Raw genomic sequence first — 13,511 nt, 5'->3', positions numbered from 1 at the left:
CTACCAGAGCGCCACGGTGTAGCCCAGGATCACTCTGTTTTCGTTGGTGTCACGGGCGAAGTTGCTCGTCGCGCTGGCGTTCTGCCAACGCAGCGAGACATCCTTGAACGTGCCGCTCTGCACCACATAGCCGAGGCTCAAGTCCCTCTCCCACTCGCGTCCTTCGCCGTTGAAGCCGATGACCTTGGCGTTGTCGCCCTTGGCATAACGCGTCGAGAACAGCAGGCCCGGAATGCCCAGCGAGGCGAAGTCATAGTCATAGCGGGCATGCCACACGCGCTCGCCGGTTTGGGAGAAGTTGGCCAGTTGATACTCGGTGAACAGGTAGGTGTTGGTGCCGTCCACATAGGTGAACGGCGTCGAGCCGTACTGTTCCTGGTAACCGCCGCTGAGGTTGTGGCCGTAGAGGCCATAGCCGATGCGCGTACTCAACGCCCGGTTATCCACCTTGCCGGCCAGGCCTGCAGCGTCTTCACTGGCGCTGAAATAGCGGATATCGGTCTTGAACGTGCCCGGGCCCAACTTAAAGCTGTTTTTCAAGCCCAGGTAATGCTGTTGGTACAGGCTTTCCAGTTGCGCGAACTGGTAGGTCACAAAGGTCGTCGGCGTGAGTGCGTACTCGCCGCCGGCGTAGCGGAACTCATCGCTCTTGGCGCTGCTTTTGTAGGCGCCGTACTGGCTGGTAAGCCCCATATCCTCGTAGTGGGTTGAGTCGCGCTGCTTGACCTGGTCCAGTTGGCCGGCGGTCAGTGTCAGCTTGTCGATGTCCTTGGAGGTCACTGCGGTACCGCTGAAACTCTGCGGGAACAGGCGGCTCAGGTTCGGCTGCAGCGTCGGCAGGTCAGGCACCATGTAACCCACGCGCAACTCGCTTTTGGCCAGGCGCGCCTTGCCGGTGAGGCCCAGTTTTGAATAGTTGTCATGGGCGCGGCGGGCGTAGCTGGGGGAGCCTGGCTCGGCCATGCTGGAGCGTGCCAGCAGCCCGGTGCCGGAGTTGTCCGGGCTCGAATCGAGCTTGATGCCCAACATTCCCACCGCGTCCAGGCCAAAACCCACGGTACCGTCGGTAAAGCCCGACTCGAGTTTGAGGATAAAACCCTGCGCCCATTCGGCACGTTTGTTCTGCCCGCTGGTCTCGCGGTAGTCGCGGTTGAAGTAGTAGTTCTTCAACTCCAGCGCCGCTTTGCTGTCGGCGACGAAGTCGGCCTGGGCAAACAAGGGCATGAAACCGGCGCCCACGACGCTGGCACTGGCGACAACTTTGTTGATGCGGTTATTCATGTGTAGGTTCCTGGCAGACAGGTTGAGTGGGGTTGTTTTTGTTTTCTTCGGCCATGGCTTCGCCCGCTTCGCAAACCGTCGATTTGCGAAGGGCTGGGTTTAATGCCGTGGCCTGGGGTGCAGCAGTACCTAAATCACGCTGGCACGGAGGCGGTAGCTGCCGTCCGCACGTTTCTCCAAGGGGCTGGCCGCGGCGAGTAGCCGACGGGTGTAAGGGTGTTGTGGGGCGTCGAAAATCGAGTCACGCGGGCCCATTTCGACCACCTCGCCCTGGTTCATCACCGCCACACGGTGGGCGATGCGTTCCACCGCTGAGAGATCGTGGGAAATGAACAGGCAGGCAAAGCCGTATTGGCGTTGCAAGCGCTCGAACAGTTCGAGGATCTGCTTCTGGATGGTCATGTCCAGTGCCGAAATCGGCTCGTCGGCAATCACCAGCTTGGGCCGGCGCACCAACGCCCGGCCAATCGCCACGCGCTGGCGCTGACCACCGGAGAGTTGATGGGCAAAACGCTCGCGAAACTGTTCGGGCAGGCCCACGTCGACCAGGGTGTCGGTGACCCGCTGGCGCTTTTGCGCAGCCGTCAGGGCGGGTTCATGGCGCAGCGGTTCGGCGAGGATCTGGCCGACAGTCATGCGCGGGTCGAGGGACGAATACGGGTCCTGGAAGATCATCTGGCATTGCAGGCGATGTGCCCGGTTGGCGGCTTTGAGGATATCCACGCCCTGGAACAGGATCGCCCCGGCACAGGGGTTGACCAAGCCGACGACCGCACGCCCGAGGGTGGTCTTGCCCGAACCGCTGCCACCAACCAGGGCCAGGGTCTCGCCCGGCGCGATACTCAGGCTCACCGAGTGCACCACGCGCTTGGGCACGCTGCGCCCCCAGAAGCTGCGCGGCCCCGGGTGTTCGATACACACATCCCGGACCTGCAACAACGCGCTGTCGGCCGCCGGCACTGGCACCAGTTCCCCGCGCCGTGGCAGCGCTTCGAGCAATTGCCGGGTGTATTCGGCCTTGGGCGCAAAGAGGATGTCTTCGATACGGCCCTGCTCTACCGCCTTGCCCGAGCGCATCACCATCACTTTGTGGGCATAACGCGCCACCAGGGACAGGTCGTGGCTGATAAACAGAATCGCGGTGCCCTGCTCGCGAGTCAGTTCCAGCATCAACTCGATCACATCCAGTTGCGCCAGGCAATCCAGGGCCGTGGTGGGTTCGTCGGCAATCAGCAGCGCCGGGCGCAGCAGCATCACCGAGGCCAGCATGATGCGTTGGCGCATGCCCCCGGAGAATTGGTGCGGGTAGGATGCCAGGCACTTTTCGGCGTCCTTGATGCCGATGCGTTGCAGCATGGCGATGCAGCGCTCCCGGATCGTCGCCGCATCCAGCGTGGTATGCAGTTTGAGTGCCTCGCTCATCTGCCGGCCGATGGTCAGCGCGGGGTTGAGCGAGACCATCGGCTCCTGGAACACCATGCCGATCCGTGCGCCACGCACTTCACGCATGGCCTTGGCATTGCTGCTGTCCAGGGCCTGGCCCTGGAAGATGATGCGCCCGCCGCACACCTGCATCGGTGCTGGCAACAAGCCAATGGCAGCGCGCGCGGCCATGGTCTTGCCGCTGCCCGACTCGCCCACCAGTGCGACGATCTCGCCGGGGGCCATGGTGAAGCTGAAGTCATCGACGGCCAGCGGACCGTCCACGCCGACGCGAATCTGTAGATTTTCAACGGCCAACAAAGGCACGGGTACGCTCATGCTCATTTCCTCATGCGCGGGTCGAGACGATCACGCAAGGCATCGCCGAACAGATTGATAGCAAGCAACGTCAGGCTGATAAAGATGCCCGGGAAGATCCCCAGCCACGGCGCGTTCGAGATATAGGTGCGGCTCGCCGAGAGCATGCTGCCCCAGGTCGCGGCCGGTGGTGGCACGCCAAGGCCGAGGAAGCTCAGCGCGCTCTCCGAGAGCAACGCCCAGCCGAACATGCTGGTGGCCAGCACACACAACGGCGCGAGGCAGTTGGGCGTGATGTGGCGGAACATGGTGTACAGCTCGGAGTTGCCGATCACCCGCGACGCCTCGATAAACTCCAACTCACGCAATGACAGCACACTGCCGCGCACCACCCGCACCACCGAAGGCGTGTAGGCAATGCCCAGGGCGAGCACGATGCCGTACTGGCTGGCGCCGACAATCGCCATGATGCCCAGGGCCATGAGGATGCCGGGGAACGCGAGCAGCGCATCGTTGAGCATCATCAGGATGCGGTCGGTCCAGCCGCGCAGGTAACCGGCGAGCATGCCGATCAGCGTGCCGCAGACCACCGCCACACTCACCGACAGCAGGCTGATCCACAGGCTGGTGCGCGCACCGATGATCAAGCGGCTGAACACATCCCGGCCAAATTCATCGGTGCCCAGCCAGTGCACGGCATTCGGTGCGTGCAGGCGCGAGAGCAGGTCGAGCTTGAGCGGGTCGTATGGCGTCCACACCACGCCGAGCAAGGCCAACAACACCAGGGCTGCGAGCAAGCCGCCGCCAATCAGCGCATTCAGCGGCGGGTAGCGTCGGCGTCGACGCGGCGGGATCGCCGCTACGCCGGGCAGGGCAGGCGTCTTCAAGTTCATAGCTTCACCCTTGGATCGAACAGCGGATACAGCAGATCCACCAACAGGTTGACCAACACATAGATGCAGGTGATCAGCAACAGACAGCCCTGCAACACCGGGTAGTCGCGGGAGAAGATCGCGTCGACCATCAGCCGGCCGATACCGGGCAAGGTGAACACGGTTTCCAGCACCGCAATGCCGCCGAGCAGGTTGCCGAGGATCAGGCCGATCAGGGTCCAGGTCGGTGCGAAGGCATTGCGCAGGGCGTGTTTCCACAGCACCGCGCCCTCCGACAAGCCCTTGGCCCGGGCATGGGCGATATATTCCAGGCGCAACACTTCAATGGTGCTGGCCCGTGCCATTCGGGCGATGGCGCCGAACTCAACCAGGGTCAGGGTCACGATTGGCAGCACCACATAAGTCAGCGCTTTCATCGGGTCGCTGCCAAAGCCGACGTAGCCGATCACCGGCAGCCAGCCCAGCTGGATACCGAACACGTAGAGCAGCAATAAGCCCAACCAGAAGCTCGGCACCGACAGCAACAGCGTCGCCGTCACCACCAGGCCCAGGTCCATCGCGCTGTTTTGCTTCCAGGCCGCGAGCAGACCCACCGGCACCGCCAGCAGGGTTGCCAACAGCACCGCCACCAGCACCACCGTGGCGCTGACGCTGAAGCGCTCCACCAGCAAATCCAAAACCGGCTGGCGGCTGCTGATGGACACCCCGAGGTCGCCACTGAGCACCGACTTTATCCAGATCAGGTACTGGGTCACCACCGAGTGGTCCAGCCCCAGGCTGCTGCGCATATCGGCCAGGCTTTGCGGGTCGGCCATGTCGCCGAGCATCAGCAAGGCCGGGTCGCCGGGGATCAGGCGGATCAAGGCAAACACAATCACCGAGATCAGCAACAGGGTCGGCACCGCCATGCCGAGCCTGTGTGAGATGAATCGAAACATAGCGCTACGCCTTACTTGGAAGTGTCGGCCAGCTTCACGCCCCACAGGCGCGGCTTGGCAACAGGCCAGGAACGATAACCCTCGACACGCTTACCCATGACGCCGATGGCAGTGCCGTTGTAGATGACCACCATCGGTACATCCTTGAGCATCAGCGTGTGCAGTTGGTCGAACAGGGGCCGGCGCTTGGCGGGATCCACTTCGCGCTGGGCCTCACGCAGGATCGCCAGGGCCTCGGGGTTGTCCCAGACTTTGCGCGGTTCCTTGTCCTTGTCGCCGATCACCGATTCGTAGCTTTGCGCCGCATCGAAACGTCCCGAATAGGAGAACGACATCATCTGGTAGCTACCGGTCTGGTAACGCTCCAACTGTGTGCCCCACTCCAGGGTTTCCATCTCGATGTTCAGCCCTGCCGCCTGGGTCATGGCTTGGCTGAGCAAACCCATGTCGAACATCTGCGGGTAGCGTTTGTTGACCAGCATGCGGATTTTTTCACCGCGGTAGCCGGCCTCCTTCAACAGGCGCCGGGCCTCGTCGAGGTTGTAGGTATAACCCTGGTGCGCGGTGCTGTCGTAGTACGGACTGGCAGTGGGAATGATTGAGTTGTTGGGCACCGACAAGCCGTCGGACAACGCCGCGACCATCTGCGAGTAATCCAGGGATAACGCCACCGCACGGCGGATACGCACATCCTTGAGCAACGGGTCGCGGGTCTGGAAAAGCAGGCCGCTGATGGTCATGATCGGGCTGACCTGGACCTGCAGATTCTTCACCTGCTTGAGTTGCGCAGCGTCCATCGCCGTGACATCCGGCAGCAGGTCCACGCCACCCGACAGCAACGCGGCCTTGGCCGAGGCGGAATCGGGGATCACTTCAAACCGCACCTTGTCGACAAACGCCTGCTTGTTGCCGGTGTAGCCGTCCGCCGTGGCCTCGGCCCGTGGGCTGTAGGCCTTGAAACGCTCCAGCTCGACGTACTGGCCCTTCTGCCATTTGCCCAGGGTGAACGGCCCGGTGCCAATCGGTGCGCGCCAACTGCCATCGGCAGCCAGGGAGTCCGGGTGCAGGATGCCGCTGCCGGCACAATCCGGGCGAGCCATGGCGGCGAGGAACAAGCCGTTGGCCTGGTCCAGGGTGAACACCACGGTGTTTGCGTCGGGGGCGGCGACGTCGACGATCTTGGCCGCACCGCGCCCATCGAACTCCGCCAGGCAACGCCACTGGGTCTTGGGGTCGAGGTAACGCTGCCAAGTCCATTGCACGTCCTTGGCGGTCAGCAACTGGCCATTCTGGAAGTGCACGCCGTCGCGCAGGGTAAAGGTGTAGCGCAGGCCATCCGGCGACACGGCGACCGCACTGGCGAGCATCGGCGCGACGCTGGTGTCTTCGCGGTACGCCACAAGGCCTTCGACGATATGCATCATTACCGCATCGGTATTGTCATCACGGTTGACGCCCGGGTCGGTGCTGCGGATATCACCGTTGAGGCCAACGCTGATGACCTTGTCTTGGGCGACGGCCATGGAAAACGTGCACGCCGATAGCGCGACGGCCAGTGCCGTCTTTACGTAATTGTTCACGGGAGAAAGACTCCTTGAAGAAATGTTCCGGTCGTTGGCGTGGGCCAAGGCAGGACCGGCATCAGAATGCGTGAATCCTTGGTTATTGTTATACGGTCTGTTCTGAGTGCAGCGTGCAGCGGTAAATCAGCCCAGGCTGCGCTTGTGGCGCAACACCTTGGCGAAAAAATCCTGGGCCGCCGGCATGGCCTTGATGCCCTGGTGCGCGACGTTGGGCAGCAGGTCAAAGTGCACCTGCACACCGGCGGCCTCGAAGCTGGCCTTCAAGGTAGCCAGACGTTCCGGTCGCGTACGTCCAGCAGCGTTGGCACCGGCCATGAAGTGCTTGCCGCCTTCACGGTGGGTAATTTCCCAGGTTTCGAGGTCTGAATCCCCCACCACCATATGCACGGGCAATCGCCGCAAAGCAGGCAGGTTCAACGGTTTGCCAAAGCGTGTGGCAAAGTCCCGCACGCCGACCCACCAGTCCTGATCGGCATCGAGCAGGGTCACCGAACCCGGTGCGCCGATGGACGCCGCCCAGAGTTTTTCGGGATGCAGGTAGCAGAAGCGATGGGTGAATTGCCCACCACCGGAATAGCCGAACAGTGCAAAGGTATCGAAGCTGCGACCGTAGCGCTTGCCAACGTTGGCGATCATGTCGAGCAACACTTGGTCGTAACGGATATCGCCTTCGACCATCTGCTTGTAGCCATCACCATTGCCGTCGCCCAACACGCCGACCGGGAACAGCGGCGACAGGATCACACAATCGTTCCAGCGGCCAAATTCCGCGAAACCATTGCGATAAATCTCCATCGCGCGGGTCGAGCCGTGCAGCGAAACCACCAGGTCTACCGGCCGGGTGCGGTCCTCGATGCTTTCAGGCACGTAAAGGGTGTAGGCAAACCGGCTGTCCTCATAGTGGGAGTACACGGTGGTGGCGCCGAGGTGATACACGTTTTTTGCCGCACGTAATGCTGCGTTTTCAGGGCTGATATCTGGATTGCTCATTTGGAAAGTTCGCCGAGTCAGTTCGGACTTGAGTATTGGTCGAGCACTATAAAAAGAAAAACTAATTTAACTTTAGCCAGGGTAAACAAAAGCTTTACTATGCCGGCGTACCCATGAGCGCGGGCCTACCCATGAGCAACATTCGTTTCTTCAAGACGTTTATCGCCGTCGCCGAGTACGGCAGTTTTGCCGCCGCCGCCGACCGTGTGGCCCTCACCAACGCCGCCGTCGGCCAGCAAATGCGCGCCCTCGAAGAAGAGATGCGCCGACCGCTGTTCGACCGTAGCCAGCGGCAGATCAAGCTGAGCCGTGATGGCGTGTTGTTGCTGCCCAAGGCCAAGCGCCTGTTGGCGGACTACGAGCAAATGATTGCAGAGGCGCCCGATGGCATGGCCATGGAAGGTGAAGTGTCCATCGGCGGCATTACCTCCGGCATGGGCCTGCTCGCCAATTGCCTGGTGCAACTGAAAAAGCTGCACCCGCGCATATCGGTCAACCTGATGACCGCCCGCTCCGACGAAGTGGTCAACCTGGTACACGCCGCCAAGCTCGACGCGGCATTGCTGATCGAGACCGCGCGGCAGAACTTCGATGGATTGAGCTGGACCCTGCTCTACAACGAGCCCATCGTCATGCTCGCCAATACTGCGCAAACCGCAGGCATCAATGACGCTGTGGAACTGCTCAGGACCCAGCCGTTCATTCGCTATGACCGTTCCACCGCCGTGGGTCGCAAGGTGCAGTCGATCATCAAGAGTGAATCGGTCGAACCGCTGGAAATCCTCGAGCTGAACTCGATCATCGGCATCGCAGACCTGGTACGCCAGCAAGTCGGAGTTGCTATTGTGCCGCTGCTGAAAAATTTCGACTGGCACAAAGACCCAAGCCTGCGTGTACTGCCATTGCCGGGAGACTTGGCGGTGCGCCGAGTAGGGATCTTGGAGCAAGGCACCAAAAGTGCAATTACCGGGGAAATTCGCAAGCTGCTGATGTCGGCTGTGGCAACGTAATCATCCCCTTAAAGGGATACGACTTGCTGGCCCTTTACAAACCATGATGAAAGGCCAGTAGCTACACAGGCTCACCGCGGGGCGGGCACAAACGCTACGCTCCCATCCTCGCGCGGCTGAAACAACCGCTCGCCATTATCCGGCTGCGTCCTGACCATCTGATGATCCACCCCCAGGAACGCCAGCGGCATCGGCTCTTGCTTGGAATACTGCACGACGATAATCGTGCGCTGCGGGTCGAAGCGTTGGCCGCTGGTTTTGTCCAGCCAGGCCATGAATGCGGCGCTGTCACCCTGGCGGGGGAAGTCCTGGGTTTCGCTGACGTAGTAGAAGGGCTTGCCATGGTTTTGCAAGTACATCGGCAGCTTGTTGTCGACCTCCACCAGCACCAATTGCCACTGGCTCCAGGGGGCGCTTTTCAGCGCTTGGGCCTGCAGGTCTGCGGCGAAGTGGGTCACGCCGCCCTTGCCGGTGGTCCAGGGGTAGATCACGCCCAGCACCAACACCATCAAGCCTGCGCTGAGTCCAAAACCTTTTTGCCAACGCGGCCAACTCGCCGGTTTTGTTTGCAGGCGTTCACTCAACCACCAGGCGGCGAGCAATTGGGCAAAGGGCACCAGCGGCAGTACGTAGTAGCTGCGACGGCTGCCGCTGGCGGTGAAGAACACAAATAACAGGCCCAGGCCCCACACCAGCCAGCGCACGTTGGGCGGGGTGTGGCGCCACTGCCGCACGGCCAACCACAGGCCGAGCAGCCAGCAGGGCGCCCAAGGCAGGGTGTAGACCGGCAGGTAGATCAGGTAAGTGTAGATCGGCCCCATATGGTCGAAGGGGTCGAAGAAGCGCACCACGTTTTCCCGCAATACCAGTTCCAGGCCGCTCTGGCCGTAAGTGGGCGCGCCATAGTGGTGGGACAGTACGAAAGGGATCGCATAGAACGCTGCGGCGATGAGCACGGCCAACAGCATGCGCAGATTGAGGTGACGTTTGTAGCGCTGCTCGTTGAGCAGGTGCGGCAACAGCAGCAGCCCCGGCAACACGAAACCGATCAAGCCTTTGAACAGTGAGGTGGCTGCCAACAGCAGGAAAAATACCGTGTAGCGCCCCAGTCGTGTGTCGTCCGGCCCACGCCAATACCACCATACCGCCGCCAGCACACCGCAAACAGTCAGCACATCAGCGGTGGCTACCCGCCCCCAGAACAGGAAGTAGAAGGTGGTAGCGAGCATCCAGCCGGCAATCAACCCGGTGCCCTTGCGGAACAGGCGTTCGCCAATCAGGTAAATCAGCCAGATACTCAGCCATGCGGCAATCACCGATGACAGGCGCAGCGACCACGGCCCCAGGCCGCCCATCAAGTGGGCGAAGCCTGTAATCAGCCAGTAGGAGGGCAGGGGTTTGTCGTAGTAGGGCGTGCCTTTTAGATAGGGATCGAAGTAGTCACCGCTTTGCAGCATCTGCAAGGCGATGTTCGCCCAGCGGGTTTCCGGCCCCCACAGGTCGCGGCTGCCCAGGCCCAGCAGCAACAGCAAGGCCGAGGTGCCCAGCAATAAAGCCAAGGCGCCGCGTTCGGTTTTCCAGAAGCTCATGGGTTTTCCCTGTGGCAGGCGCTGCATTAAGGTTGTCGTGGGTAAATCGTCAGCACCAGGTTGCCTTTGCGATAACGCTTGCCACCGGGAGGCAGTTGCCCTTCTTCGCGATGTTCGCTGGTGCTTCTGACCCGCATCAGCACGCCGACCGAACCCTGCTGGCGAGCCTCGGCCAACCAGGCCTGGACGTTATCCAGCGTGATCTTGCGGTGTGCCGAGTCTTGGTAATGCAGGCCGTAGCGCAGCTCGCCCACGGTGTTATAGAAGGCCACTTGCGGCCGCCGCAAGCGCCATGACAAGGCCGACGCAGCCCCCAGTTCGTTGCTCAGCAAAGCCTGGGTTTGCTGCAGTTCGTCCAGGTGCTCAAGCACGAACTGGTCGGGCATTTCGTTATCCGCGATCAGCGCCGGCATGCCCGCCGGCAACAATGCCACCAGCAGGCCGATGCCCAGGGCCGGCATCGCCCATAACGTCATTGGCCGTACTGCTTGCAGCAGGTTGGCGAGGATCCAGCCCAACAGCACGATAAACACCAGGGACAGGCTGAACATCTCGGCATGGCTGTTGCCGTACAGCGGGTCGATGATTTGCAGGTAAATCAGCAGCACCATGGCGGCCATGCCAAGGGTGAAATTGACCGCGCCGTTGATCACAATCGTGCGCGCCTTGCCTTGCTTGATCAGGTCGACCAATCCGTGGCCCATCAACAGCGCCAGGGGCAACAGGCACGGCATGATGTAGGTCGGCAGCTTGCCTTTGCTCAGGCTGAAAAAGCCCAGGGGCAGCAGCAGCCACAGGGTGAGAAAGGCAATCGCCGGCTGGCGCTTTTCCTGCCAGGTCTTGAGCAATGTGGCGGGTAACAAGGCGGCCCACGGCAGGCACGCCACCACCATGATCGGCAGGAAGAACCACATCGGCCGCGCATGTTGTGCGTTGTCGGCAGCAAAGCGGCGGATGTGTTCATGCCAGAAGAAAAAATGCCAGTAATCCGGTTCCCGCAGGTGGATCGCCAGGGCCCACGGCAGGCACACCAGCACGGCGACCAGCACTGCCAGCGGGCCGTAGCGCATCAACTCGCCCACGCGGCGCTGCCAGAGCAGGTAAGGCACAGCGATCAGTACCGGCAGCAGCCATGCCAGGAAACCCTTGGTCATAAACCCCATGGCGCAGGCCAACCCCAACACTGCCCAGGCCCCCAGGCGCTCGCCGGGCGTGCGGCTATCCAGGGCAAACCATAGCGCTACCAGGCTCAGGTTCACCCACAAGGTGAATTGCGGGTCGAGGTTGGCATATCCCGCTTGCCCGGCCACCAGGCCAAAGCTCATGTACAGCAGGGCGCAGGCGAAGCTCTTGCGCGGATCGTTCCACAAGCGCCGGGCGAGCAGGTAGGCCAGCAGCACACTCAGGCCGGTGCTCAGGGCCGAGGCGATGCGCACCCCAAACAGGTTTTCACCAAACACGGCCTGGCCGAGGGCTATCAGCCAATAACCGGCGGCGGGTTTCTCGAAATAACGCACCCCCATAAAGTGCGGCGCCACCCAGTTGCCGCTCATCAGCATTTCCTGGCTGACCTGGGCATAGCGGGTTTCATCCGGGGTCCACAAACCATGCAAGCCCAAGGGCAGCAGGAAGAAGACGGCGAAGCCGAATAATAACCAGGACACGGGATTCAAGCGGGTCATGAGTACGTCGCTCCATGACGTTCAATAAGACACATTGAGGCAATTAAATGCGTAGGGCGAAGAGTCACGATGTTCACTGAACCATTGAGGGGGAACTTAACTAACAGGTGCAAGCGAACATGCCATAACAGGGCTGTCGTTTTGCTGAACGTAATAGTCGTGGTATATGTAAAAAAGTGTGTTTAAAGTTGTTTTAGTGCAGCCTTCCATTGCCGCATGTTCATAGTGCCCAATGCCTCGAATTCGCCGTTGGGCAATACCTTGACGAACAGTGCGCTGCCGTATTCAGCCGCGGCAGCGTGGGGGAAGCCAAGCGACTTTTGGAAGTCGCTCATGCAGGCACTGTGGGTGATCAGCATCAGGTTGCGACCGCTGCGTTTGTGGCCGAGGATTTCCTCGCCCATGGCGTCACCGCAGATGGCGAGGGGCCCCGGCGAAAGCTCGGTCTTGCCGAACATGAACAGTGACGTCTGGGCGGTGCGCGTGGTGGGGCTGCTGAGCACGTCGGTAAGCTCCATGCCCAATGAATCAAAGGCTTTGCCCAGTTGCGTGGCACGTTGGCTGCCCTGGACCGTGAGGCCGCCGGCGGGGCCGAAGCAAGGGTTGGTGGAACGGTCGCAACGCTCTTCATGGCGCACCAGCACTACCACGTCACCATTGCGCCAACTGGCGAGCACCCCCGAGGTTACCAGTCGGTTGCCGACGCCCAGGTCCAGCGGCGAGGCCGGCCATAACAGGAAGCCCGTCAGAAGAACGACGGTAACAGTGATACCCAGCAGTTGCAGGCGGTATTTTTTCAGGCGCTTTAACCGTGCCCATTTGAGTTTAGGCTTGGCCAGGGTCATATCTGCCACGCTGTTCACCTTTGGCACTATTGTTGGGTTTATAAACACGCACAGTGAATGGGCAGTTGCCCGTTGTGGAACAGGAGCCTGTCATAGCGCTGCTGTCTTTTTGCTGAACACCTGCCTATTAAATACACGCTATGCACTAACTAATAAGTTGCGGCTTATCGCCGTTTGACGCGCAATCTAAAGTGCCGAGGATGGGCAGGCAGTGAAATCCATGTGAAAAATTTGCATGGGCTGCACAATCAGCCGTTATTCTCGTTGGCAGTCCTTCCAGTGAGCGTTTTTATGTTGCAGGTGCAAGGTGTTGTAAAAAACTACGCCACCCCCCAAGGCCCGCTGGCCGTCCTGGCGGGTGTCGACCTCTACCTGGGGGAGCGCAGCAGCCTGGCGCTGATGGGCGAATCGGGCAGCGGCAAAAGTACGCTGTTGCACCTGGTGGCCGGACTGGACCGTGTGGATGGCGGCAGCATTCGGATCGGCGCGCAGCGTCTCGACCAACTGACGGAGGCGCAACTGGCCCATTGGCGGCGCACTGAAATCGGCCTGGTGTTCCAGCAGTTCAACCTGATCGGCAGCTTGCGCGTGGAGGACAACCTGGCGTTCCAGGCGCGGTTGGCCGGGCGTTTCGATGCACAGTGGCAGGCGCAGTTGGTGGAGCGCCTGGGCCTTGGCGATTTGCTCAAGCGTTACCCCGAGCAACTGTCCGGAGGCCAGCAGCAACGGGTGGCGGTAGGGCGGGCGCTGGCCTCGCGCCCGGGCTTGCTGTTGGCCGATGAGCCCACCGGCAACCTCGACGAAACCACCAGCGATGAAGTGCTGCAACTGCTGTTGGACCTGCTGCGCGACAGCCCTACGAGTCTGTTGATGGTCACCCACAGCCCACGCCTGGCCGCGCGCCTGGACCGCCAGGTGGTGCTGCATCACGGCCGCGTCGTGCCGATGGATGCGCGCTGA

11 protein-coding genes are annotated in these 13,511 nt (G+C 61.3%); 2 read left to right on the top strand and 9 right to left on the bottom strand.

Translation table 11 applies throughout. The features are described from left to right. The 6 genes from TU73_RS19210 to TU73_RS19185 all read right to left on the bottom strand — a co-directional run bounded on the left by TU73_RS19210 (position 1) and on the right by TU73_RS19185 (position 7,425). The gene (locus TU73_RS19210) at positions 1-1,281 is read right to left on the bottom strand and encodes an OprD family porin (RefSeq protein ID WP_057013546.1); all 1,281 of its coding nucleotides are present in this window, start codon (positions 1,279-1,281) and stop codon (positions 1-3) included. 129 nt (positions 1,282-1,410) lie between these two features. Beyond that, positions 1,411-3,042, bottom strand: a complete 1,632-nt coding sequence (locus tag TU73_RS19205; RefSeq protein WP_057013545.1) for an ABC transporter ATP-binding protein — start codon at positions 3,040-3,042, stop codon at positions 1,411-1,413. Between the two features lie 2 nt (positions 3,043-3,044). Next, positions 3,045-3,914, bottom strand: a complete 870-nt coding sequence (locus TU73_RS19200; protein ID WP_046068846.1) for an ABC transporter permease — start codon at positions 3,912-3,914, stop codon at positions 3,045-3,047. Beyond that, positions 3,911-4,852 (bottom strand): ABC transporter permease, encoded by a 942-nt coding sequence (locus TU73_RS19195; protein ID WP_046068847.1) that lies wholly within the window; start codon positions 4,850-4,852, stop codon positions 3,911-3,913. Before TU73_RS19195 ends, TU73_RS19200 begins: the two co-directional genes overlap by 4 nt. An 11-nt stretch (positions 4,853-4,863) precedes the next feature. Further along, the gene (locus TU73_RS19190) at positions 4,864-6,432 is read right to left on the bottom strand and encodes an ABC transporter substrate-binding protein (protein WP_057013544.1); all 1,569 of its coding nucleotides are present in this window, start codon (positions 6,430-6,432) and stop codon (positions 4,864-4,866) included. A gap of 126 nt (positions 6,433-6,558) precedes the next feature. Next, complete coding sequence (locus tag TU73_RS19185; RefSeq protein WP_057013543.1) at positions 6,559-7,425, bottom strand: alpha/beta hydrolase family protein; 867 nt, start codon at positions 7,423-7,425, stop codon at positions 6,559-6,561. Between the two features lie 131 nt (positions 7,426-7,556). Here TU73_RS19185 and TU73_RS19180 point away from each other — a divergent pair, with 131 nt between their 5' ends. After that, on the top strand, positions 7,557-8,435 hold the full coding sequence (locus TU73_RS19180; protein WP_043049434.1) for a LysR family transcriptional regulator: 879 nt from the start codon (positions 7,557-7,559) through the stop codon (positions 8,433-8,435). 71 nt (positions 8,436-8,506) lie between these two features. Here TU73_RS19180 and TU73_RS19175 read toward each other — a convergent pair whose 3' ends face one another. The 3 genes from TU73_RS19175 to pmrG form a co-directional block, all read right to left on the bottom strand. Then, on the bottom strand, positions 8,507-10,024 hold the full coding sequence (locus TU73_RS19175) for an ArnT family glycosyltransferase (protein ID WP_057013542.1): 1,518 nt from the start codon (positions 10,022-10,024) through the stop codon (positions 8,507-8,509). 26 nt (positions 10,025-10,050) lie between these two features. Further along, entirely contained in the window at positions 10,051-11,706 is a 1,656-nt protein-coding gene (gene arnT, locus TU73_RS19170; protein ID WP_057013541.1) for a lipid IV(A) 4-amino-4-deoxy-L-arabinosyltransferase, read from the bottom strand. Positions 11,707-11,888: 182 nt separating this feature from the next. Further along, a complete protein-coding gene (pmrG, locus tag TU73_RS19165; RefSeq protein ID WP_057013540.1) occupies positions 11,889-12,569 on the bottom strand; it encodes a lipopolysaccharide core heptose(II)-phosphate phosphatase PmrG in 681 nt (226 codons plus the stop codon). A gap of 273 nt (positions 12,570-12,842) precedes the next feature. Here pmrG and TU73_RS19160 point away from each other — a divergent pair, with 273 nt between their 5' ends. Further along, positions 12,843-13,511, top strand: a complete 669-nt coding sequence (locus TU73_RS19160) for an ABC transporter ATP-binding protein (RefSeq protein ID WP_057013539.1) — start codon at positions 12,843-12,845, stop codon at positions 13,509-13,511.

The organism is Pseudomonas libanensis (assembly GCF_001439685.1).
Lineage (GTDB): Bacteria > Pseudomonadota > Gammaproteobacteria > Pseudomonadales > Pseudomonadaceae > Aquipseudomonas > Aquipseudomonas libanensis.
Note: the sequence above shows the minus strand (reverse complement) of the source record. Positions and strands in the feature narration are given on the sequence as shown.

What these genes read in the sequence shown, in the direction of transcription:
- TU73_RS19205 (WP_057013545.1), bottom strand. Translation starts at nt 3,042, where the DNA reads ATGAGCGTACCCGTGCCTTTGTTGGCCGTTGAAAATCTACAGATTCGC.
- arnT (WP_057013541.1), bottom strand. Translation starts at nt 11,706, where the DNA reads ATGACCCGCTTGAATCCCGTGTCCTGGTTATTATTCGGCTTCGCCGTC.
- TU73_RS19185 (WP_057013543.1), bottom strand. Translation starts at nt 7,425, where the DNA reads ATGAGCAATCCAGATATCAGCCCTGAAAACGCAGCATTACGTGCGGCA.
- TU73_RS19195 (WP_046068847.1), bottom strand. Translation starts at nt 4,852, where the DNA reads ATGTTTCGATTCATCTCACACAGGCTCGGCATGGCGGTGCCGACCCTG.
- TU73_RS19200 (WP_046068846.1), bottom strand. Translation starts at nt 3,914, where the DNA reads ATGAACTTGAAGACGCCTGCCCTGCCCGGCGTAGCGGCGATCCCGCCG.
- TU73_RS19160 (WP_057013539.1), top strand. Translation starts at nt 12,843, where the DNA reads ATGTTGCAGGTGCAAGGTGTTGTAAAAAACTACGCCACCCCCCAAGGC.
- TU73_RS19175 (WP_057013542.1), bottom strand. Translation starts at nt 10,024, where the DNA reads ATGAGCTTCTGGAAAACCGAACGCGGCGCCTTGGCTTTATTGCTGGGC.
- TU73_RS19210 (WP_057013546.1), bottom strand. Translation starts at nt 1,281, where the DNA reads ATGAATAACCGCATCAACAAAGTTGTCGCCAGTGCCAGCGTCGTGGGC.
- TU73_RS19180 (WP_043049434.1), top strand. Translation starts at nt 7,557, where the DNA reads ATGAGCAACATTCGTTTCTTCAAGACGTTTATCGCCGTCGCCGAGTAC.